Here is an 18,636-nt window from a genome sequence, read left to right as displayed (position 1 = left end):
CAAACCAATAAAATTTAGCAATCTATTAACACAATCTATGATTGATCCACCCGGTAATTTCTTGCAGCGCTTTGTCAAAATTGCGATACACCGGGTTGAACGGAACCTCCAGCAGCTTACCGTCAGAAGATGACGACGTAATTAAGCGAGATTCCTCTTCCGGGCTAAACGGATCGTTCTTCCAGAACCCCGAAAGCATTGGCGTCGGGCAGCGTCGCCCCAGCAGCCCTTGTACCTTTAATGAATAACGGTTTAGCTCGACGCGTAGCGCTTCATCGGACGCATCGTGCATCCCCAGACGGCTGGCCAGAACGTCAAGATACATTTCCGGTACTGAAGCCTGACGCTGTGGGTCGCTAAGCAGCGCATGAACCACTGGCCCCAGACAGGCCACCGCCTTCAGACGTGATGATTCCAGATAGGCCAGGCGTACTGCGACGTTAGCGCCAAAGCGAAAACCGAATGCCGCCACACGGGTGTGATCCACCCAGGGAATATTCGGCAGCGCTTTTAATACGTGCTGGTGCAGCAGGCTGGAATCCTGGGTCAGTTTCCATTTTGACGAGAACCCAACCGACGGCATATCCAGCGTCAGCATGGCGATACCACGCGGAGCGAAATAGCGCTCATACAGGGTGTAGTAGTCGGTTTGCATAGAATCCAGACCACCGCACATCAGCACCGTCGGGAACGGGCCGTCGCCTTTTGGCATGTGCAGAAAGCCGGTTATCGGCGCACCGCCGGCAACGGCAAATTCCATCTCGCGCAATGTACCTGGCAGTCGTTGGGCCGCCTCTTCGTAAGCGCGGTTGGCCAGGGCCTGCGCCTGCTCTGCCAGCTCATCACCTTTTAAATGCGGGTATGCTGCAATGTTGTACAGCGTGGAAGCATGCAGCCAGTGGCGTCCGCTCACCTGCGGATCCTCTTCCATAGACGCTTTCTGTTGCCAGTCCATCGCCTGCTTCGCCCACTCGTAGATCCAGTTTCCACCACGATAGCCAATGACCGTATCGTAGAGATCTTTATCCGTGCGTTCGGCTTCGCTCATGACGATACGCGCCTGCACCTCAAGGATTTCACGCGGATCGACCCCACGCCAGATCCACATCAGGCGATTCACCATGCGATACCAGTGCGGGATTGTTTTACCATCCAGAGCGGACTGCACAGATGGCTGCGCGCCGTGGTTAAAACGACGAACCAACGTTGACGTTTCAGGATGTTTGAAGCGGGGTTTAAACAGAACTTCGCTGAGGTTAGCCTGCGACATGATTACGGCCTCCATGAGTACTCACTAAGGCATAGTGTAACCTGACACCGCACAAAAAGAACAACGCCCGACAGTGCGGGCGTTGAAAACTTTTTAGATTAGCGACCAGAGATCGGCGGAACAAATACCACGCCCATATCCCACGGCTGCTCAATCCAGGTATCCTGCGGAATATCAACCACATAGTCATTCACCAGCGGGCGACCAGCCGGCTTAGCGAAGATCGTGACGAAATGCGCTTTAGGATACATTTCACGGATAGCAACGGCGGTACCACCGGTGTCTACCAGGTCATCGATCACGATGAAACCTTCACCGTCACCTTCCGCACGCTTCAGCACTTTCAGTTCGCGCTGGTTGTCGTGATCGTAGCTGGAGATGCATACGGTATCGACATGGCGAATACCCAATTCACGCGCCAGTAATGCGCCCGGCACCAGACCACCACGGCTAACGGCAATAATGCCTTTCCATTGTTCAGAAGGCATCAGGCGGCTTGCCAGTTTACGTGCATGGACTTGCAACATGTCCCAGGTGACGACGTATTTTTCGCTCATGTGAAGTGTCCCAGCCTGTTTATCTACGGCTAATTAATAAATTGAGGGTGAACCAGGTTGCGCGAGATTATAGAGATCTGACGCACTAAAAACCAGTGTTTCGCGGAATCCGCGCCTCTTTTTGCATGCTTTATACTAGCCGTCAGCGAAGAAAGTGGTATTCTCAATCGCATCGCGCAAGCCTGACTTGTGGTTTTTTTAATTCCGCTAACCCCGTGGCCTGCAAGTCAATTTTGCAGGACATCGCCAAGGAGACTCAACGTGTCTGAACTGTCTCAGTTATCCCCGCAACCGCTGTGGGATATTTTTGCCAAAATCTGTTCTATTCCTCATCCGTCCTACCATGAAGAGCAACTCGCTGAACACATTCTGAGCTGGGCCCAGGAGAAAGGTTTCCACGTCGAGCGCGATCAGGTTGGTAATATCCTGATTCGTAAACCCGCTACCGCTGGCATGGAAAATCGCAAGCCGGTCGTTTTGCAGGCGCACCTGGATATGGTCCCGCAAAAAAATAACGACACCGTGCACGACTTCACCAAAGATCCGATCCAGCCTTATATTGATGGCGAGTGGGTAAAAGCCCGTGGTACCACGCTGGGTGCAGATAACGGTATCGGTATGGCGTCCGCACTGGCGGTACTGGCTGATGACAATGTGGCACACGGTCCGCTGGAAGTGCTGCTGACCATGACCGAAGAAGCGGGCATGGACGGCGCATTTGGTCTGCAGGCGAACTGGCTGCAAGCGGATATCCTGATCAACACCGACTCAGAAGAAGAAGGTGAGATCTATATGGGTTGCGCGGGCGGGATCGACTTTACCTCTAACCTGCCGCTGTCCCGTGAAGCAATCCCGGCTGGCTTCCAGAGCTTTAAGCTGACGTTAAAAGGCCTGAAAGGCGGCCACTCCGGCGGCGAAATCCATGTGGGTCTCGGTAACGCGAACAAGCTGCTGGTACGTTTCCTGGCAGGCCACGCTGAAGAGCTGGATCTGCGTCTGGTTGATTTCAACGGCGGTACGCTGCGCAATGCGATTCCGCGTGAAGCCTTCGCCACCCTCGCCGTGGCTGCCGATAAAGTTGATGCGTTAAAAGCGCTGGTCAGCACCTACCAGGAAATCCTGAAAAACGAACTGGAAGCCAAAGAGAAAAACCTGGCGCTGCTGCTGGATGCCGTGACTAACGACAAAGCCGCGCTGACTACCTCGTCTCGCGATAGCTTCATTCGTCTGCTGAATGCCACCCCGAACGGTGTGATCCGCAATTCTGACGTCGCCAAAGGCGTGGTAGAAACCTCGCTGAACGTCGGTGTGGTAACCATGACTGACGATAATGTTCAGATCCACTGTCTGGTTCGCTCGCTGATCGACAGCGGTAAAGACTACGTGGTGAGCATGCTGGATTCACTGGGTAAACTGGCTGGCGCCAAAACCGAAGCCAAAGGCGCGTATCCAGGCTGGCAGCCGGATGCGAACTCTCCGGTTATGCACCTGGTTCGTGAAACCTATCAGCGTCTGTTCAATAAAACGCCAAACATTCAGATCATTCACGCTGGTCTGGAATGTGGCCTGTTCAAAAAACCGTATCCGGAAATGGACATGGTTTCCATCGGTCCAACCATCACCGGTCCACACTCCCCGGATGAGCAGGTTCATATCGAAAGCGTCGGCCACTACTGGCGGCTTCTGACTGAACTGCTGAAGTCTATTCCGGCGAAGTAAGTCTGCGCTAAATGCCGGATGGCGCTGTGCTTATCCAGCCTACAAGCAGATTTGTAGGCCGGATAAAGCGTTTAACGCCACCATCCGGCAATACATCAACGTCAAAGCCCCAACAATAACTGCCTTTCTATTTGTGGATCGAGCAGCGTGACATGTAATCCCACCAGCCTCACGCCTCGCCCTCCCCGACGCGCTTCCCAGGTTTTGTGTGCCGTCGCAATTAAGTCGTCTTTATTTAAGCGCGGCCAGACGTGCTCCTGCGTGGTCTGCTGAAAATCATTAAACTTGAGTTTTATCCCCTGGCGGGCGATCAGCAGATCCGGCTTGACCTTTGCCAGACGCCGTTCCAGTTCAGGATAGAGCCGCTCAATAATCGCTTCGCACTCTGACCACTGATGAATATCTTCCGCCAGCGTCCGCTCGACGCCGACGGATTTACGCAGCCGCTCGTTGTTGACGTCCCGCTCGTCAATCCCCTGGCTGCGCTCCCACAACACGCGGCCAAACTTACCAAAACGTTTGAGCAGCGTAGCCAGGTCGTATTTTTGAACATCTTCGCAGGTACGCAATCCCATTGATTCCAGCTTAGCGGCGGAGACTTTGCCGACGCCGGGAATTTTCCCCAACGGCAACGTTTTGAGAAATTCAGGGACATCAGCAGGGGTTATCACATATTGCCCGTTGGGTTTATTGAGATCGGAGGCGATTTTTGCCAGGAATTTAACCGGCGCAATCCCGGCAGAGGCGGTGAGCTGTAGTTCGTTGAAGATCGTCTGGCGGATCTCCTGGGCGATCAGCGTCGCGGAGCCGTGGCAATGAATGCTGTCGGTGACATCCAGGTAGGCTTCATCCAGCGAAAGCGGTTCGATGAGTGAGGTGTAGCGGGAGAAGATCGCCTGAATCTGGCGAGAGGCCTCTTTGTAAGCCTCGTAACGACCGGGTAACAGGGTAAGATGCGGGCACAGCTTTAACGCCATTCCGGTTGGCATCGCGCTGCGCACGCCAAATTTACGCGCCGGATAATTGGCCGTGCTGATAACTCCCCGGCGTTCACGACTACCGCCAATGGCAATGGGAATGTCACGCAGGGCGGGATTATCACGCATCTCCACCGCCGCGAAAAAGCAGTCCATATCGACATGTATGATTTTGCGCATGATTCACCTCTCACAACACTGTTTAAGTATACAGTATTTTTACGATATGAGAAGTCTGTACCTCTGCTACGTCAGTGCGGGTCCATTCATCACAAAGCGCGCATCACACAGATAACGCACAATGTCTTTTGGCGCATGGTCGGCGGGATTTCCTGCCGTACTGACAAACAACTTATTCACTTTGCGCACATTTGCCCGCAAAAGTTTTTCAATCGTCATCAGACGAAATGCATCATCTTCGACGCAGAACAGCTCGTAGTCACCCAGGCGTTCTCCACAGATTTCACAATGGTTCATCCAGTAACGTAGCCCGGTCGTTTTACTTTTATCCAGATAGTAATTGCTGGCTTTGATGTTCTTTTTTATCTCTTCCGGCAGCGTGTTGATATGGAACAAAAATGTATTGCGCCGCACGGACATCCATCTTTTATCATCCTGATTTTGTTTGATAAACCGGGTAAGCATCACACCATGAATATGCGTGGGCTGATGGCAATTCCAGCATTGCATTTTCGACGTAATAACCAGGTAATAAGGAGCCACAATATTAAAATTGTCCGTCGCGTAAACATGCTCGCGCAGCGTCTCATTTAACTCATGAGGTTCGGCGTACCAGATACCTGAAACCGGGTCGAAATGCGCCCCCTGACAAGCCACATCGGTGACGTTATCAGTATGAATATCCAATGGAATAATATGGGCTATATCTATCATATTGCCTTCCTGCGGGATAATTTGCCCCCACATTGCGTGGGGGCGGAGAACAAAATTAATGCGTGACGGGAGCAGAGGGTTGACGTAAAGAAGTCACCTGCTTTTGCTTGTCCAGCTTATCAACCAGCGGCTGAACCACTTTCTCGCCGTGCTGACCAAAATATTGATACAGCGTATCGGAAGCACTTTGCGTTAACACCATGATCTCAATACGACGGTTGCCTGCGCTTTCCGGGTTTTTCGCATCCAGCAGCATTTGGTCCGCCATGGCGCTAACCTGCATGACTTTATCCTGCGGCATGCCGGCGTCTTCCAGCACGCGTCGTGCTGACAAAGCACGGTCGCCAGAGAGGTTCCAGTTGTTGTAAATGTTGCTCTTATAGCTCATCGCATCCGTATGCCCGGTGATGATTATCTTGTTGTCCAGCGAGTCAAACACGGGGGCCAGCGCAACCAGCAGCGATTTAAAGAACGGCATAATTTTGGCGCTGCCGCGTTCAAACATATTCCGGTTCTGGTCATCTTTAATCAGCACGCGCAGCCCCTGAGGAACAATCTCCATCTCAAGGTTGGTTTCCATATGCGCATTGCGGGCGATGACGTTAATGTCGGTCGCCAGCTCGCCCAATTCACGGGCTGATTTTTGCTTCAGCAGCACCGCTTTTTCATTCACATCCAGCGCTTTTTTGGCGTTATCTTCGGTGATCTTCGCCGTATCTTGCGGGGTAGCCGTCTTATCCAGCTTGTTGCGCGTGACGTTTTTCTTCTGCGCGCCCGGCGCTATCGGCTGTTTGCCGAGCTTGTTTAACGGCGCCATGCCGCCACCGTTAAAAATAGACTGTCCATGCAGCGCCGCGACGATGTTTTCACGATCGGCCTTACTGACGCTGTTCACAATCCATAGGGTCATAAACAACGCCATCATTGCCAGCGTGAAGTCAGCAAATGCCACCTTCCACGCGCCACCGTGATGGCCCGCATGATTCTTTTTAATTTGCCGCCGGATAATGGTGGTCTTTGCGCCGCGATCGCGGCGATTTGGCCCCTTCCTCATGCTTATTCCTGCTCCAGCATCGCATTGACCCACGCATCCAGATTGGCGAAAGTCGGTTTAGAAGCCAGATGAAGAAGTTTACGGCCCGCATCGACCGCCAGCAGCGTCGGCTTACCGCCCGCCTGCGCCACCAGTACGGTGCGCACGCATTCCAGTAGCGAATGTTCCGCCCGCGCCTGCTGTTCCATAGCGTTAGCCAGCGGGTCCATCAGACAGTAACAGATGAATACCCCTAAGAATGTCCCCACCAGCGCCGCAGCCACTTTCAGGCCGATCAGCGCAATGGAGCCATCAATAGACTGCATGGTGATGATAATCCCGAGTACCGCCGCACAGATACCAAAGCCAGGCATTGCCTCAGCGGTGCGCTGCAGGGAGCGCGAAGGTGTTAACAGCGACTCTTCCGCAGTGTCCAGCTCCTGGTCCAAAATGCCTTCCAGCTCATGGGCATCAATTTTGCCCATCGCCATCAGGCGGAAGTTATCGGCGATAAATGTCACCAGGCGTTTTTGGGTCAGCACCAGCGGGTATTTCTGGAAGATGGTACTTTCTTCCGGCTGTTCAATATGCTGATCCAGCATACGCAGACCGCCGTTTTGCACCATTTCCAATAGTTCATACAGGCACATCAGCAACTGGCGCTGGAACTCCGGTCCCATTTTCTTTTTACTGATCACCCCTTTGATCTGATGAACGATCTCTTTCAGCACATGCATCGGGTTACCAATAATCATAGCGCCGAGACCGGCCCCGATAATAATGATAATTTCCGCTGGCTGCCAGATGGCAATTAGCTGCCCACCAGCCTCAAAATAACCACCAAATACGCAACCTATAACCACCAGTAAACCTAAAATCTTTTGCATTACGTCCTCCGCATTTCAATTCGAAATTGTTAATCTGGATATAAACAATCACGAATCTTGTGCGTGATTTTTTTATTCATTTGACAAATTCGGGCTTCTGTTAGCCCAAGTACCAGCGCGATCTCTTTTAAATTCATGTCATGCTGGTAATACATCGAGAGCACGAGGTTCTCTTTTTCACTAAGCTGACTCAGGGCGTGACCGAGCATTTCCTGCGTCACTATCTGCTCTTCAAGACCTCGCCCTTCGAGCGTCCCGACGGGTATATCGCCGTTCAGTAATTCATCCAGACTGGCCAGCGTTTCTGCGCCTTCCAGTTGTTGATATTCCTGGTAATCCTCAGACGAGAGTCCGAGCTTAGAGAGATCTTCCCATGAGGGTTCATGCCCAAGTTGGGTGCGCGCGTCACGAATCAGATCTTTAATCTGATGGTATTTTTGTCGTAACTGACGAGGTCGCCAGTCGAGACTGCGAAGTTCATCCAGTATGGCGCCGCGTATACGATGGACGGCATAACCGGCAAACCCTTCATCCGGCTGGCCGTAGCGGCGAATCGCATTCAGCAATCCCATCAGCGCCGTTTGCTCCATATCCTGCCGGTCCATAACGCAGGTACATTGCGGCGCAAGTTGACGCACCACTTTGCGCACCAAAGGCAGATAAGCCTGTAAATAATGGCTCTCCTGTTTTGGCGTCAGCACGGGCGTCGCATTAAAGTCTTCTGACTCGTAAGCATCCTGTATCATGTTATTCTCTGGCTCGCCGCTTATTGAAACACGACTTTTTTCACCAATATGTCCTTATACGGTGTCGCCATTTTGCGTCGCGCTAACTCTTTTTTCAGCGTATTAGAAACCATGGTTCTGATTTCAGATATTTTTAAAGCGCGAATCTCTTCATATTTCATATTCGAGAGTTCATCTACCGTAATACTTTGATAGAGCGGTTCATCTTTCTTAATTTTTTCAGCATCCTTATCTGAATCAACAACCATCACCAGCTCTGCCACCATATATCTGTCCGCTCCTTCATTATCATGAAGCGTCACCACCGTTTCCGGCAGGGAGACAAAAATGCTGCTGCTCTCATCCTGATTCTCTTCGGGTATCTCAGCCAGGTTTGCTGTCGTAGCTACCTTAGCTTTCGCACCTTTATTCATAAAATGATAAATACCCCACCCTGCTCCACCTGCAATACCGAGAGCAACGACGGAACTAATCACACATGCGATAACGATTTTCTTCATTTTGCTTTTACACTTTGATCAGAACGGATTCATTCCGTTGAAATTGAGGATCATCATTCAGCATTAACGCTGATGTCACCTCGTCCTGTTGATGACCAGACTGTTGCTGTTGCTGTTGTTGCGATTGCCCCTCAGAAGAGACCTGAACATTCACTTCCATGAAGTTCTGCGCTGTCAGATGCTGACGTAAGTTATCGCTAAATTGCTGCAGCGAACGGCAGACATCGCTCTGATTTGCGCCGATGTGCACCATCAGCTTGCCTGCATCCAGTTGCACGGCAATTTCCAGTTTGCCAAGCGATGGCGGGTCAAGACGAATGGTCGATACCTGCTGTTGCTGGCCCAACTGGAATTGAATTCTGTCTTTGAGCAATGCGGTCAGTTTCTCGCCGAGTTCCTCCGTTGATACCGTGACGGGTGCGGAAACTTGCGTCGACGCGATGTTGTGGTCGCTCAGGGCGTTCACCGGCTGATTGCCCTGCGCCGCCGTATTCAGCAAGGATTGCGTAGAGAGCGTTGGATTCGCCGGTACAGCAGACGTTTTTCTCTCTATCACTGGGCGAGGAACGCCATTCTGTGCTGATTTCATCCGAGCGGAAATTTGCTGTGAGGGCGAGAGCGATGCGGATTCAGGCGCAATCGCACGGAGATCCTGGGCAGAGAACGTCGCCAGTTTAGCCTGTTGATCCGGGGTAGCCTGAGGCAAATCCTCGGTCATTGACGCCAGTAACGTTTGCAGCTTTGGCGGCAATGACGATGAATCGGTGGCGTGCTGCTCAGCCGACGGCGTGGACGTTTTTCCTTGCCCGGCCATCGCGCTCGCCAGTTGGCGCAGAAGCGAAGATCCGGCCCCCGTGTTTTGCGCCTGCGCCAGCATTTTCAGCACTTCGCCGCCGGGCTGCTTCTGCGCCGCCGCGGGCGTTGCCGTCTGAGCCGGTTGCGCCAACAGCATCGCCAGCAATGCCTGCATGGCCGCAGGATCTGCGTCATCGTGGTTGTGCTCAGCCGTCGATGCCTGCTGTTGGCTGACTTTTGCGCCGATCAGGCGTTCAGCTACCACGTTAAGCCCGCTCTGCGGTAATGCAAACGCGCTACCGCCCGCAGGAGTCGTTGGAGCCGAAATAGCCATTTTTTCAGGCGTGGCCTCTGCCAACGCACTGGCCGAGGCCAGTAATACAGGATTCATGCCTTCTCCGACATTAAATTAACCATTGAGTACGCCAACATGCCTTCCTGGTTTTGCTGATGTTTATCCATTCGCGCTTTGAGTTCTTCCGCACGCTGAGTTCGCCGCGCAATCAGCGCCTCAAATGCCGAAAGCATGTTGTCTTTGACCTTGCGCAACGCGCTGGCATCCGTTTCCCAGGCTTCATATTCATGAAAAACACGCATTACCTGCTGATGCAGGCCGGGTAATCGCCGCCAACGCTGTTGATCGAGGGCGTCGTTCATCTCTTTTACCAGGGCATAAAGCTGTTGTTGCTGGCGTTCTCTTTCCATCGTCTTACCCCAGCTTTGCCGACAAACCTTCCCAACCTGTGCGCAGATTCGTCAGGATCAGGATCACTTCATCAATTTTTTCTAACGACAGTTCGCCGCTGGCTTCATACAGACGATAGACGCAGTGGTCATAAAGTCGGGACAGATTCACCACCAGTTCGCCGCCCGTTTCAAACTCCAGCGAGCTGGTTAGAGCGTTGAGAATATCGATGCACTTATTGATGCTCTGCGCTTTACGCTCATAGCGTTTGTTTTCAATATGGCTTTTGGCGCGTTCCAGTTCGTCCATCAAACCGGAAAACAGCACCAGCACTAGTTCCAGAGGTGACGCTGCTGCCGTACGGGCAGCAAGATCCATCTCTTTGTATTGCGAATAACCATCCTGCGTGTCGTACATATTGACTCTCTATTCTTTTACTAAACCGGTCGCTTACATAAACGCGGCCATACTCACTTTCATGGTGTACGTTTCAATCAGCGTATTGGTGTACTCTTCCAGGTAGCGTTCGTAGTTGGTGTTATAGGTTTCTGTAAGCTGATCGCTTTCGTCCTGGATTTTGCTCTGCTGATCCTCAATATTGTCTTCACGCATAGTGATGATGCCGGTACTGGAGTCCAGATAGCTGTCCATCAGGTCATCCATCTGTGCAACCATGCTGTCATCACCGACAAAAATCGACGTCAGGCCATCCGGGTTCGCTTCCATCGCTTCGTTAAACTTATCGGAGTCAATTTCTAAATGACCGTCGGAATCAAGCGAGATGCCATAATCAACAATCGATACGCCGTCGTAGTATGAGTGGGCGATATCATCAAGTTGGTTGGTTAATGAACTGAGCCCGGCGTCACCGGCGAAAACACCAGGATTAGAACCATCACCGCCATTGCTGGTTAATGAATCTACTGTGTCGACAAGAGTGTTATAGGCATCAACAAAGGTTTGTACTTTTGCCTGTGAAGCGCTGGAGTCTTCTGCCACAGTAATCGTCGTGACATCACTGGCATCGTCTGGATCGCTGACCTCCGTAAAGGTCATGGTCACACCAGGAATCACATCATCGAAGGTATTGCTGCTGCTGGTGATGACCGGCCCATCCTTACCTCCCAGATTAATTTCCGCATCTTGTGGAGCTGTCATCGCGGTTTCCGGGCTGGCAATGACCGTGCCATTCACTGTCGCCGTGAAACCACTTTGTGCGCCGGTAGTGTCAGATGTCAGCATAATGGTTGTCTGGCCATCTGTTTTCACCAGCGCAGCCGAAACGCCCGGGTTTTCGTCACAACTATTGATAGCATCAACCAGCCCGGTGGCATCGATATAGCCATCGTTATCGCTATCGGCCGTAGAAAGATCGATCTCCATGCTGCTGCCATCTTCCATGGTCAGATCAAATGTACCGGTCGCCTCATAAATATTGTCTGTCATCTGGAAGGTAGACTGCTGCCCCTGTGCCAGCTTGCTAACATAAAATGAGTACGTTCCCGCCTGCGCTTCCGAGTTGGCAGAAACCGTCGTAGAGTCGTTATTCGATGTCGCTGAAAAGGTCAGTGGACCAGCAGTATCACTGTTCAAGGCATCAATAGCCGACTGGAAATCGGTTAATGCCGTGCTCAGCGAATCAAGCCCGCTGCTTTCAGCATCCAACTCTGCCTGCTGCTGTTGCAGGTTGGCGCTCTGCGTGGCGATATCAGCATAGGCTGCGGCTTTCGCCATGGTTCTAGGGTTGATCATGAATAACTCCGTGCGACGTTATCGGTATTAAAGCAAAATGTATGCCAGTTTTAATTTCATTTAAAATCAATTAATTACTAAGCATACGGAAATCGAATTTCCGTTGAACAGGAAACATCCTGACCAACCTTCTGCCGCTGAAAGCACAACACCGCCAGTCGGCGGTGTTGTTAATGGCACAATTTCACCACTGAACAGAATTACTGCAGCAGGCTGGAAACCATGCTGGACATGCTGTTGGACTGCTTCAGCATGGTGATACCGGTTTGCATCAGTACCTGCTGTTGGGTCATGTTGGACGCTTCCGTCGCGTAGTCGGTATCCATAATGTTACCGATAGCTACGTTGGTGTTGTCCTGCATGCTGGTCAGGTTGTTTGCGGTGTCGTTCAGACGGTTGATAGACGCACCCAGTTTGGACTGGATTTTGGACACGTCGTCCATTGCAGTCTGGATGGTGCTGATCATGTTGTTAGCTGCACCTGCAGAAGCTGTCAGCTCAGTACCAGATGCACTCACGTTGGTGGCGTTGTCAGTGAGGAAAGAGTTACTGACATCATTCAGATCGTCAACCAGATAACCCAATTGCTTGGAGATATCTACTGTCATGGTATCAGATGATTCAGCCCCTACCTGGAAGGTCACTGAACTCTGGAACAGGCCTGAAACACCAGTGTTACTGGTAGCTTTCGTACCAAACAGGTTAGTACCACCGTAGGTGGTATTCTGCAGCATATCGGACATCTGCTGACCCAGCTCGTCGTATTCATCCTGCATCGCCTGCAGGTCGTCGCTGTTGTAGGTTCCGTTCGCTGCCTGGGTGGACAGATCTTTCATACGGCCCAGCACGTCGGTCATCTCGTCAAACATGCTATCTGCAGTCTGCAGCATTGCGGTTGCATCCTGAATGTTGCTCAGTGCAACGCCCATGCCGTTGGACTGTGCAGTCAGGCGGCTGGCAATCTGTTTGCCCGCAGCATCATCAGCTGAAGAGTTAATGCGGTTACCTGTCGCCAGACGTTCCATAGAAGTAGACAGAGATGCGCTGCTTTTGTTGATAGCGTTAACAGCTGCCATTGATGCGGTATTAGTATTGATCGATAACATGGTACTGCTCCTTGGGAATAATCGTTTTCGTTTCGATACCCTGTAAAAACGACCACCCGTTCGAAAAACTTAAAGCACAGCAAAAAAATTTTTTACGCGTTTCACATCATCATTAGCTAAAGAGACAAACATCCTGTCCATCTATTTTAGCTTTCCGTGCTTTAGTACCAAAACAGTCACTATGCAAGGAAGAACTCAATCAAGATTTAATTAAAAGATTATTAGAAATATCTAATAATGGGTTGATTACTTACGTATCTGCAGGGATAACATCATGATAGCAATCAGATTATCCTCAACCAAGAATACTTTAAAATTTTCTGTTTAATCCTTATTTTACATTTAGTTGCAAATACCCTGTATTTTTATATTGTGAGTCTCAGACACTTTCGCTACATTTCCAATCCCTTTGAGGACAGAACAAAAAACGCTCAATACCAATCAGGCTGTTGTTTCTCAGCCAGAAAAACATCTCAATTTCTCCAGAAATTTAATGCACTGATTTTTAACGGTGTGACACCAGGGATATAAAAATCTTGCACGGGTATAAAAAACCATGAGTATTGTAGTCAACAACTGGCGGATGGATTCCTCGCTTAATGCATTAATCCATTGTGAAACAGGTGAGATCCGTCGCCTGGGCGAATACCATTTTATTCTGTTGGAGACATTAGCTAAAAATGCCGATGTCGTTTTATCTCGTTCATTTTTAATGACTGCAGTGTGGAAGAATCGTATCGTCGGTGGCAATAGTCTACCAACAGCTATTCATGCCCTGCGCGTGGCTATCGATGATGATGGTAAACAACAGGAAATCATAAAAACCATACCCAAAAAAGGGTATTTATTTAATAAAAGCTACCTGACTGAAACCATTGATCCTAATGAAAATAAGGCTGATGTCAGCCTCAGTTATGAAGTCGAAGCGCACGGAGATGTTATAGAAGCTCTCGTGTCTGATACGCTATGCGCATCAACAGAACATGAAAAAATAAATTTATATAACAGAATCTTACCAGAAAAAAATAAGAAAAAAACGGCAATTAAACGTCATTCTTACCGAGCCGTTCTGATTACCTTACCCGTTATCGTTATCGCACTGTCGCTGTTCGCCCTAATCTCTTATTTTAAAGCGCCGTCTGCCACTAAAATGGAAGAAAGCCCACAACTGGTTAAAGAGACACTAGAAAATGCCAACCGTGTTACGGTATATCAACTTTACGATCCGGGTGAGAATAAGAAATCGTTATCGCTTGTTTCACAACATATTCTCCCCGGCATACAGCAGATCAATCAGCAGTTGGCCAGCCATAATGCCTCGATGACGTTGTATTATCGGGTATCGCTGAACAAGCTTGCATTAGCTAATGTGATTAGCAACCAATGCAATGATAGCTGGCAGTTAGCACTGAGTTTTGATAACTGGCTAAATAAAGATAACGAAATGAATGGTATTTTAATTAAAGAAGTGGAGAAAATGTTAAATGAAATGCCAAAATGCAAATAATTACTTTTTCTATACCCTGACTATTTCTTCCTTATTTTTTAGTATCATGGCCTATGCTAACATTGAGAAGACTGTTATTGCCAACTACGATCTTAACACCGAAAAGAGTGCACATTACCAACTTATTCTGAGTCCACAGCACCAGGATACGGCTCTCACCCTCATCCCTTTGGAACAAAATAATCAGGCGCCTTCGATATTCGAGATCTCTACTTGTCTTAATCGTTCTGCAGGACCATCTAAACAAGGCGAGCTTCATTTTAGCGATGCGAAAGCAGATAAAAACGATCTCCGCTTATCAAATTTTAGTTCTTTTATTGTTGAGCATAACCTGCATACATGGTGGATTCATTTAAACCCGCAGCAAAATTTACTCTTTACTCAAGATGTTGGAGGTCTGTTAGTTACAGACCCCTCTGAATTTACTTTTTCAACAAAAGCATGTCAGACAAATTAACTTAATAAGCTCCGGACTGTCTGGCTGGAAAGCCGGGCTTGTCCATTTACCGCCTGGGCTAATACCTGATAATTGTGATTAGCATGATCCAGTACCCCACCGAGTGATTCAGAGGCTTTAATCGCACTTTCAGCCTGCGGAAAACGCGCCATTCCGTCAATCAGTTGCCGGGCCTTCTCCTGTTGGGCGGCCATTTGCGCACGCTGATCGCCAATCGCGTCCAGCGCTTGCTGTAAACCATCCTGTGGGCGTTTACTCCCCTGAGATAGCTGTTGCAGCAGATCTTCTGAACGAGAGGGATCGGCGAATGTCTTGAGCGGAGTAAACGTTGATGACTTAGCGTCAATATCGCGTACGCTCAGGGTTTGTTGGATCTGCGGCCACTGCTTTTCCGCGGTGGAAAAGCTCATCGCGCCCTGCTGCTCGTGCACCTGTACGCCGACACGACGCAGCGCATTACTCATCATCATTCTGTACTGCCCAGGATCCAGCTCCTCGCCGATCACCACCGCAGAGTGCTGCATTTGCCGCCCATCGGAAACGCTAAACATACGTGAACTGATGGCGTTTTTTTGCAGCATCTGCGCCAGGTCAGGCGAGTGAAAGGTCACTCGCGCTTCGCCCTGCAGAACCGGACGCAGCTGCCGGTCAACCGCGCCGCCGGATAAGGACGGCCGTTTTTCCAGCCACTGGGAAAGTTCAGCGCCCTTTTGCTGCTGCGCCTGCCCGCCGCGGCGCGATGCGTGACGATAATCCAGCAAATGCTGTTCCAGTTGCCCCAGATAGTGATCGGCCTGCTGCAACGTAGTGAGTTGATCGTTGAGCTGTACGCTGTAGCGTTGAGGCCGGGTGGTAATGAGTGGAGAGGCCGGGTAATCACTCGCCGTTGCGGGTAACTTTTGACGGACAGGGGCATTCTGCGCAACGTTATGTTGTTGCACTGAAGGATTGAGCGCTCCGCTACCGGAGAGTGATGTTGTATTTAAACCGACCTGCATACTGTTCCTGGGCTGCTGCTGACTGTTAAATCACACTGAAAAGGTTCAACTCACTCACTTTGGAGTAGGTTTTTAAGGTGGCTTCCATCGCCATTTCCAGACCGGTAAAGGTAATCGAGGCCGGGCCGTAATCCAGATCGCTCAACTGGCTAATCAGCTGATCGTTAGAAGTGGTGATATCCGTTTGCGCGCCGCTCAGCATGGTCATCGTATTCTGCGTTTCACCAATAGTGGCAATAGAAGCATTGAGTGCATCAGAGGCGTTATCCACCGTATCGATAGCGCTTTCAAGATCGCTTTGTACCTGCGGATCGGCAGGGTCAATCGACGGATCCTGCAGCTCCTTCGACAACGACGTCAGGGTGTTCAGCACATCCAGGCTATCGCCGAAGAAATCGCTGACCGCCACGTTGGTATCCACTTCCACGCCATTGGAAACCGTGGTCTGGCGATGATCGCCGTTACCCTGGTAGGTATAGCTGTCGGTCACCCCGTCACCGTCTTCATCCACTGCGACAATCGGCGGCCGATCGTTGACCGTTCCACCAAACACATAGTGGCCGTCTTCATCCTGGTAATTCAGCGCCGAGACCATCGCTTCAGTCATCGACTGGATATCCTGCCCCAGACTGGCTAACGAATCGGCGGTGTTAGTGCCGTTGGCGGCTTCCAGCAGATCGTCGCGAATCGCCAACAGATCGTTATTAACGCCATCCAGAATTGACTCCTGCTGGCTCATACCCGCTGTGGCGGAGTCAATATTGCTCTGATACTGGTCGAGGGCCGATTGCTGGCGGTTAAGCTGGGTAATACGGGTTGCCGCGATAGGATCGTCAGACGGCAGCAGAATGCTTTTCCCGGTCGCCATCTGCGTAACCACATGAGACAGATCGCTGGAAAGGTCGTTAAAACTCTGCGTCATGGACACATAAGATTGCTGAGTAGACACACGCATATTCATTCCTCTCCCGATTAGCTACACATTTCCAGCACAGAGTCGAAAATATCTGCGCCCGTTGAGATAACTTTGAGGTTGGCCTCGTAAATCTGCTGGTAGGTAATGAGGTTCACCGCTTCTTCGTCCATACTCACGCCGCTGACGCTGCTCTGCTGGTTCTGCGCTTCGGAGTAAACGTTGGCCGCCGCTTCCGCTTCCGTCTGGTTTTGCTGGCTGTAAATACCGATATTACTGATGATCGATGAACAGGCTTCGCCCACGGTTACGCTGCCGAGGCCGTCAATGTCCAGCGGTTCGGTAGAGATGTTGATCAATGCCTGCAGGTTATCGCTATTGCCGCTTTCGTCCGGCGAACTGGAAAACGCCAGCTCATCGGCGGTGATATCCGGGTTCACTTCCAGCGGGCCGTCAGATGAGTTTTCATCATAAATAAACAGCGGTTCACCGGGATTTCCGTTCAGGTCGTAGCCCTGCGCCAGTTGGGTGTTGACCGCATCAGCAAATTGCGACGCCATGCTGTTAATGGTTCCCGTCAGCGGCGTCAGCACCTGGTTCTGATAATCAAACAACGCCCCCAGCGAGCCGCCGGTATCGGTGTTCATCGATGACGTCGTTCCGGCAAAGGTCAGCGACATGCTCTGCGTGCCGTCGGCGTTGGTATCCAGTTCGATGGTAGAACTCTCCTGCCCGCTGACCAACGGCTGACCATTTTGCAGCGTAACGTTGTAGTTACCTTCATCATCAATATTGACCTGCACGTCCATGATGCCGCTGAGTTGTTCGACCATCTGATCGCGAGCATCGTACAGCGCAGAGGCGTTATCGCCGTTGGCTTCAGCTTCAGCGATCTGTTGGTTATAGCTGGCAATGCCGCTGGTCAGGGTGTTCACCTGCGCCACCATCGCCTGTTCCTGGCTGACGATCTCACTGCTTTGCGAGTCGATGTAATCCAGCGTGTTATCCACACGCAGCGCCAGCGCGCCGGACTCACTGATCACCTGCTCACGCAGGGCGGAATCATCCGGGCTGGTGGTGGCTTCGTTTAGCGCGGCAAAAAAGTTGTCAAAACCGCCGCTCAGGCTGCTGTTATCGTCGCTGAGCACCGTTTCCAGTTGCGTTAAATACTCCTGCTGGGTGTTGTAGTAGCCGTAATCGCTGGCGGCATACCACACCTGGTTCACCTGGTACTGGTTTGAAACGCGGCGAATACTGTCAACCTGCACGCCGTTACCCGCACTGTTCGCCGAACCGGAGCTGGCGCCAATGGTGCTGGTGATGGCAACCTGTCGGGTGTAACCGTCGGTCATGGCGTTCGCCGTATTTTGCGCGGTTACGTTAAGCTCCACCTGCGCCGTCGATGCGCCGCTGTAGCCAATGTTAATCATGTCCATCAAAGAGTCCTTGCCGGTCAGTCACCCGGTCTGTCGTTAACAACCTTGCCGATTAAGAGCGACTTAAAAACCCCGGTTCTTAAGCCGCCGCGCAACCTTTATCCTTTGTGGTACGGGGAAAGTTGTTTAACGATCATCGCCGCAATCCCAATGCCGTGCTGCTGGGCCAGGCTGTTGCAAAGCTGATCGTCGTAAAATCCCTGCATCATGCGCACCGAGTCACTGTTAAACGGGTTGTCTTTCGAGTCGAAGATCTCATTGGTTTTACGCATTTCTTTCAGCATGTTGCGTAAGAAAATGGCTTCAAACTGCTGAGCGGCTTTCTGCAAATCGTTCGCTTTGATTTTCGGCCCCATTAATGCATCGCTGCCGTCAATGCCGCCGCTATGATTCACTTTGATGTC

General features: G+C 50.9%; 20 protein-coding genes. 3 read left to right on the top strand and 17 right to left on the bottom strand.

All coding sequences use genetic code 11. The features are described from left to right. Window positions 1-25: 25 nt before the first annotated feature. Together frsA and gpt are read right to left on the bottom strand one after the other, a co-directional pair. Window positions 26-1,270: an esterase FrsA gene (gene frsA, locus EHN13_RS00360; protein WP_061067342.1), complete on the bottom strand. Its 1,245-nt coding sequence runs from the start codon at window positions 1,268-1,270 to the stop codon at window positions 26-28. Window positions 1,271-1,368: 98 nt separating this feature from the next. After that, entirely contained in the window at window positions 1,369-1,827 is a 459-nt protein-coding gene (gene gpt / locus EHN13_RS00355; protein WP_048212530.1) for a xanthine phosphoribosyltransferase, read from the bottom strand. A gap of 261 nt (window positions 1,828-2,088) precedes the next feature. On the opposite strand from gpt, the gene pepD reads away from it, so the two are divergent. Beyond that, window positions 2,089-3,546: a cytosol nonspecific dipeptidase gene (pepD, locus tag EHN13_RS00350; protein ID WP_048212531.1), complete on the top strand. Its 1,458-nt coding sequence runs from the start codon at window positions 2,089-2,091 to the stop codon at window positions 3,544-3,546. Between the two features lie 101 nt (window positions 3,547-3,647). On the opposite strand, the gene dinB is transcribed toward pepD, so the two are convergent. From dinB to lafA, 11 genes are all read right to left on the bottom strand, one after another. After that, window positions 3,648-4,703: a DNA polymerase IV gene (gene dinB, locus EHN13_RS00345; protein WP_048212532.1), complete on the bottom strand. Its 1,056-nt coding sequence runs from the start codon at window positions 4,701-4,703 to the stop codon at window positions 3,648-3,650. 66 nt (window positions 4,704-4,769) lie between these two features. Beyond that, window positions 4,770-5,417, bottom strand: a complete 648-nt coding sequence (locus EHN13_RS00340) for a DNA primase (RefSeq protein WP_124020702.1) — start codon at window positions 5,415-5,417, stop codon at window positions 4,770-4,772. Between the two features lie 55 nt (window positions 5,418-5,472). Next, window positions 5,473-6,471 (bottom strand): putative lateral flagellar export/assembly protein LafU, encoded by a 999-nt coding sequence (lafU, locus tag EHN13_RS00335; protein ID WP_124020701.1) that lies wholly within the window; start codon window positions 6,469-6,471, stop codon window positions 5,473-5,475. Window positions 6,472-6,473: 2 nt separating this feature from the next. Continuing rightward, window positions 6,474-7,337: a flagellar motor stator protein MotA gene (gene motA / locus EHN13_RS00330; protein ID WP_061067339.1), complete on the bottom strand. Its 864-nt coding sequence runs from the start codon at window positions 7,335-7,337 to the stop codon at window positions 6,474-6,476. 29 nt (window positions 7,338-7,366) lie between these two features. After that, window positions 7,367-8,083: a FliA/WhiG family RNA polymerase sigma factor gene (locus tag EHN13_RS00325; RefSeq protein ID WP_124020700.1), complete on the bottom strand. Its 717-nt coding sequence runs from the start codon at window positions 8,081-8,083 to the stop codon at window positions 7,367-7,369. 20 nt (window positions 8,084-8,103) lie between these two features. Further along, window positions 8,104-8,583, bottom strand: coding sequence for a flagellar basal body-associated FliL family protein (locus tag EHN13_RS00320; RefSeq protein ID WP_061067337.1), 480 nt, complete (start codon window positions 8,581-8,583; stop codon window positions 8,104-8,106). 7 nt (window positions 8,584-8,590) lie between these two features. Then, complete coding sequence (locus EHN13_RS00315) at window positions 8,591-9,769, bottom strand: flagellar hook-length control protein FliK (protein WP_115643845.1); 1,179 nt, start codon at window positions 9,767-9,769, stop codon at window positions 8,591-8,593. Next, window positions 9,766-10,083, bottom strand: a complete 318-nt coding sequence (locus tag EHN13_RS00310; RefSeq protein WP_061067335.1) for a hypothetical protein — start codon at window positions 10,081-10,083, stop codon at window positions 9,766-9,768. Before EHN13_RS00310 ends, EHN13_RS00315 begins: the two co-directional genes overlap by 4 nt. 4 nt (window positions 10,084-10,087) lie before the next feature. After that, window positions 10,088-10,480 carry a flagellar export chaperone FliS gene (fliS, locus tag EHN13_RS00305; protein WP_003843794.1) on the bottom strand — a complete coding sequence of 131 codons (393 nt, stop codon included), beginning with the start codon at window positions 10,478-10,480 and terminating at the stop codon, window positions 10,088-10,090. Window positions 10,481-10,513: 33 nt separating this feature from the next. Continuing rightward, the gene (fliD, locus tag EHN13_RS00300) at window positions 10,514-11,815 is read right to left on the bottom strand and encodes a flagellar filament capping protein FliD (protein ID WP_124020699.1); all 1,302 of its coding nucleotides are present in this window, start codon (window positions 11,813-11,815) and stop codon (window positions 10,514-10,516) included. A gap of 200 nt (window positions 11,816-12,015) precedes the next feature. Continuing rightward, window positions 12,016-12,921 carry a lateral flagellin LafA gene (gene lafA / locus EHN13_RS00295; RefSeq protein ID WP_124020698.1) on the bottom strand — a complete coding sequence of 302 codons (906 nt, stop codon included), beginning with the start codon at window positions 12,919-12,921 and terminating at the stop codon, window positions 12,016-12,018. Window positions 12,922-13,477: 556 nt separating this feature from the next. Here lafA and EHN13_RS00290 point away from each other — a divergent pair. Both EHN13_RS00290 and EHN13_RS00285 read left to right on the top strand, forming a co-directional pair. Beyond that, on the top strand, window positions 13,478-14,428 hold the full coding sequence (locus EHN13_RS00290; protein ID WP_124020697.1) for a transcriptional regulator: 951 nt from the start codon (window positions 13,478-13,480) through the stop codon (window positions 14,426-14,428). Beyond that, entirely contained in the window at window positions 14,406-14,885 is a 480-nt protein-coding gene (locus tag EHN13_RS00285) for a hypothetical protein (protein WP_115643848.1), read from the top strand. The genes EHN13_RS00290 and EHN13_RS00285 overlap by 23 nt, the downstream gene beginning before the upstream one ends. Here the strand turns inward: EHN13_RS00285 and EHN13_RS00280 are convergent. The 4 genes from EHN13_RS00280 to EHN13_RS00265 form a co-directional block, all read right to left on the bottom strand. Then, window positions 14,882-15,883 (bottom strand): flagellar hook-associated protein, encoded by a 1,002-nt coding sequence (locus EHN13_RS00280; RefSeq protein WP_115600916.1) that lies wholly within the window; start codon window positions 15,881-15,883, stop codon window positions 14,882-14,884. The genes EHN13_RS00285 and EHN13_RS00280 overlap by 4 nt on opposite strands. A 25-nt stretch (window positions 15,884-15,908) precedes the next feature. Beyond that, window positions 15,909-16,838: a flagellar hook-associated protein FlgL gene (gene flgL / locus EHN13_RS00275; protein WP_061067329.1), complete on the bottom strand. Its 930-nt coding sequence runs from the start codon at window positions 16,836-16,838 to the stop codon at window positions 15,909-15,911. Between the two features lie 17 nt (window positions 16,839-16,855). Beyond that, the gene (gene flgK, locus EHN13_RS00270; RefSeq protein ID WP_124020696.1) at window positions 16,856-18,232 is read right to left on the bottom strand and encodes a flagellar hook-associated protein FlgK; all 1,377 of its coding nucleotides are present in this window, start codon (window positions 18,230-18,232) and stop codon (window positions 16,856-16,858) included. 98 nt (window positions 18,233-18,330) lie between these two features. Continuing rightward, window positions 18,331-18,633: a rod-binding protein gene (locus EHN13_RS00265; protein WP_197724105.1), complete on the bottom strand. Its 303-nt coding sequence runs from the start codon at window positions 18,631-18,633 to the stop codon at window positions 18,331-18,333. Window positions 18,634-18,636 lie beyond the last annotated feature (3 nt).

It is taken from the genome of Citrobacter youngae, from assembly GCF_003818115.1.
GTDB classification, from domain to species: Bacteria; Pseudomonadota; Gammaproteobacteria; order Enterobacterales; family Enterobacteriaceae; genus Citrobacter; species Citrobacter youngae.
The sequence above is the reverse complement of the archived record's forward strand: the minus strand, read 5'-3'. Positions and strand labels throughout refer to the sequence as shown.

Coding starts and splice junctions, on each gene's coding strand:
- fliS (WP_003843794.1), bottom strand. CDS start 10,480: ATGTACGACACGCAGGATGGTTATTCGCAATACAAAGAGATGGATCTT.
- gpt (WP_048212530.1), bottom strand. CDS start 1,827: ATGAGCGAAAAATACGTCGTCACCTGGGACATGTTGCAAGTCCATGCA.
- dinB (WP_048212532.1), bottom strand. CDS start 4,703: ATGCGCAAAATCATACATGTCGATATGGACTGCTTTTTCGCGGCGGTG.
- flgK (WP_124020696.1), bottom strand. CDS start 18,232: ATGGACATGATTAACATTGGCTACAGCGGCGCATCGACGGCGCAGGTG.
- EHN13_RS00340 (WP_124020702.1), bottom strand. CDS start 5,417: ATGATAGATATAGCCCATATTATTCCATTGGATATTCATACTGATAAC.
- frsA (WP_061067342.1), bottom strand. CDS start 1,270: ATGTCGCAGGCTAACCTCAGCGAAGTTCTGTTTAAACCCCGCTTCAAA.
- EHN13_RS00285 (WP_115643848.1), top strand. CDS start 14,406: ATGAAATGCCAAAATGCAAATAATTACTTTTTCTATACCCTGACTATT.
- fliD (WP_124020699.1), bottom strand. CDS start 11,815: ATGATCAACCCTAGAACCATGGCGAAAGCCGCAGCCTATGCTGATATC.
- flgL (WP_061067329.1), bottom strand. CDS start 16,838: ATGCGTGTGTCTACTCAGCAATCTTATGTGTCCATGACGCAGAGTTTT.
- EHN13_RS00290 (WP_124020697.1), top strand. CDS start 13,478: ATGAGTATTGTAGTCAACAACTGGCGGATGGATTCCTCGCTTAATGCA.
- EHN13_RS00325 (WP_124020700.1), bottom strand. CDS start 8,083: ATGATACAGGATGCTTACGAGTCAGAAGACTTTAATGCGACGCCCGTG.
- EHN13_RS00280 (WP_115600916.1), bottom strand. CDS start 15,883: ATGCAGGTCGGTTTAAATACAACATCACTCTCCGGTAGCGGAGCGCTC.
- lafA (WP_124020698.1), bottom strand. CDS start 12,921: ATGTTATCGATCAATACTAATACCGCATCAATGGCAGCTGTTAACGCT.
- lafU (WP_124020701.1), bottom strand. CDS start 6,471: ATGAGGAAGGGGCCAAATCGCCGCGATCGCGGCGCAAAGACCACCATT.
- EHN13_RS00320 (WP_061067337.1), bottom strand. CDS start 8,583: ATGAAGAAAATCGTTATCGCATGTGTGATTAGTTCCGTCGTTGCTCTC.
- motA (WP_061067339.1), bottom strand. CDS start 7,337: ATGCAAAAGATTTTAGGTTTACTGGTGGTTATAGGTTGCGTATTTGGT.
- EHN13_RS00310 (WP_061067335.1), bottom strand. CDS start 10,083: ATGGAAAGAGAACGCCAGCAACAACAGCTTTATGCCCTGGTAAAAGAG.
- EHN13_RS00315 (WP_115643845.1), bottom strand. CDS start 9,769: ATGAATCCTGTATTACTGGCCTCGGCCAGTGCGTTGGCAGAGGCCACG.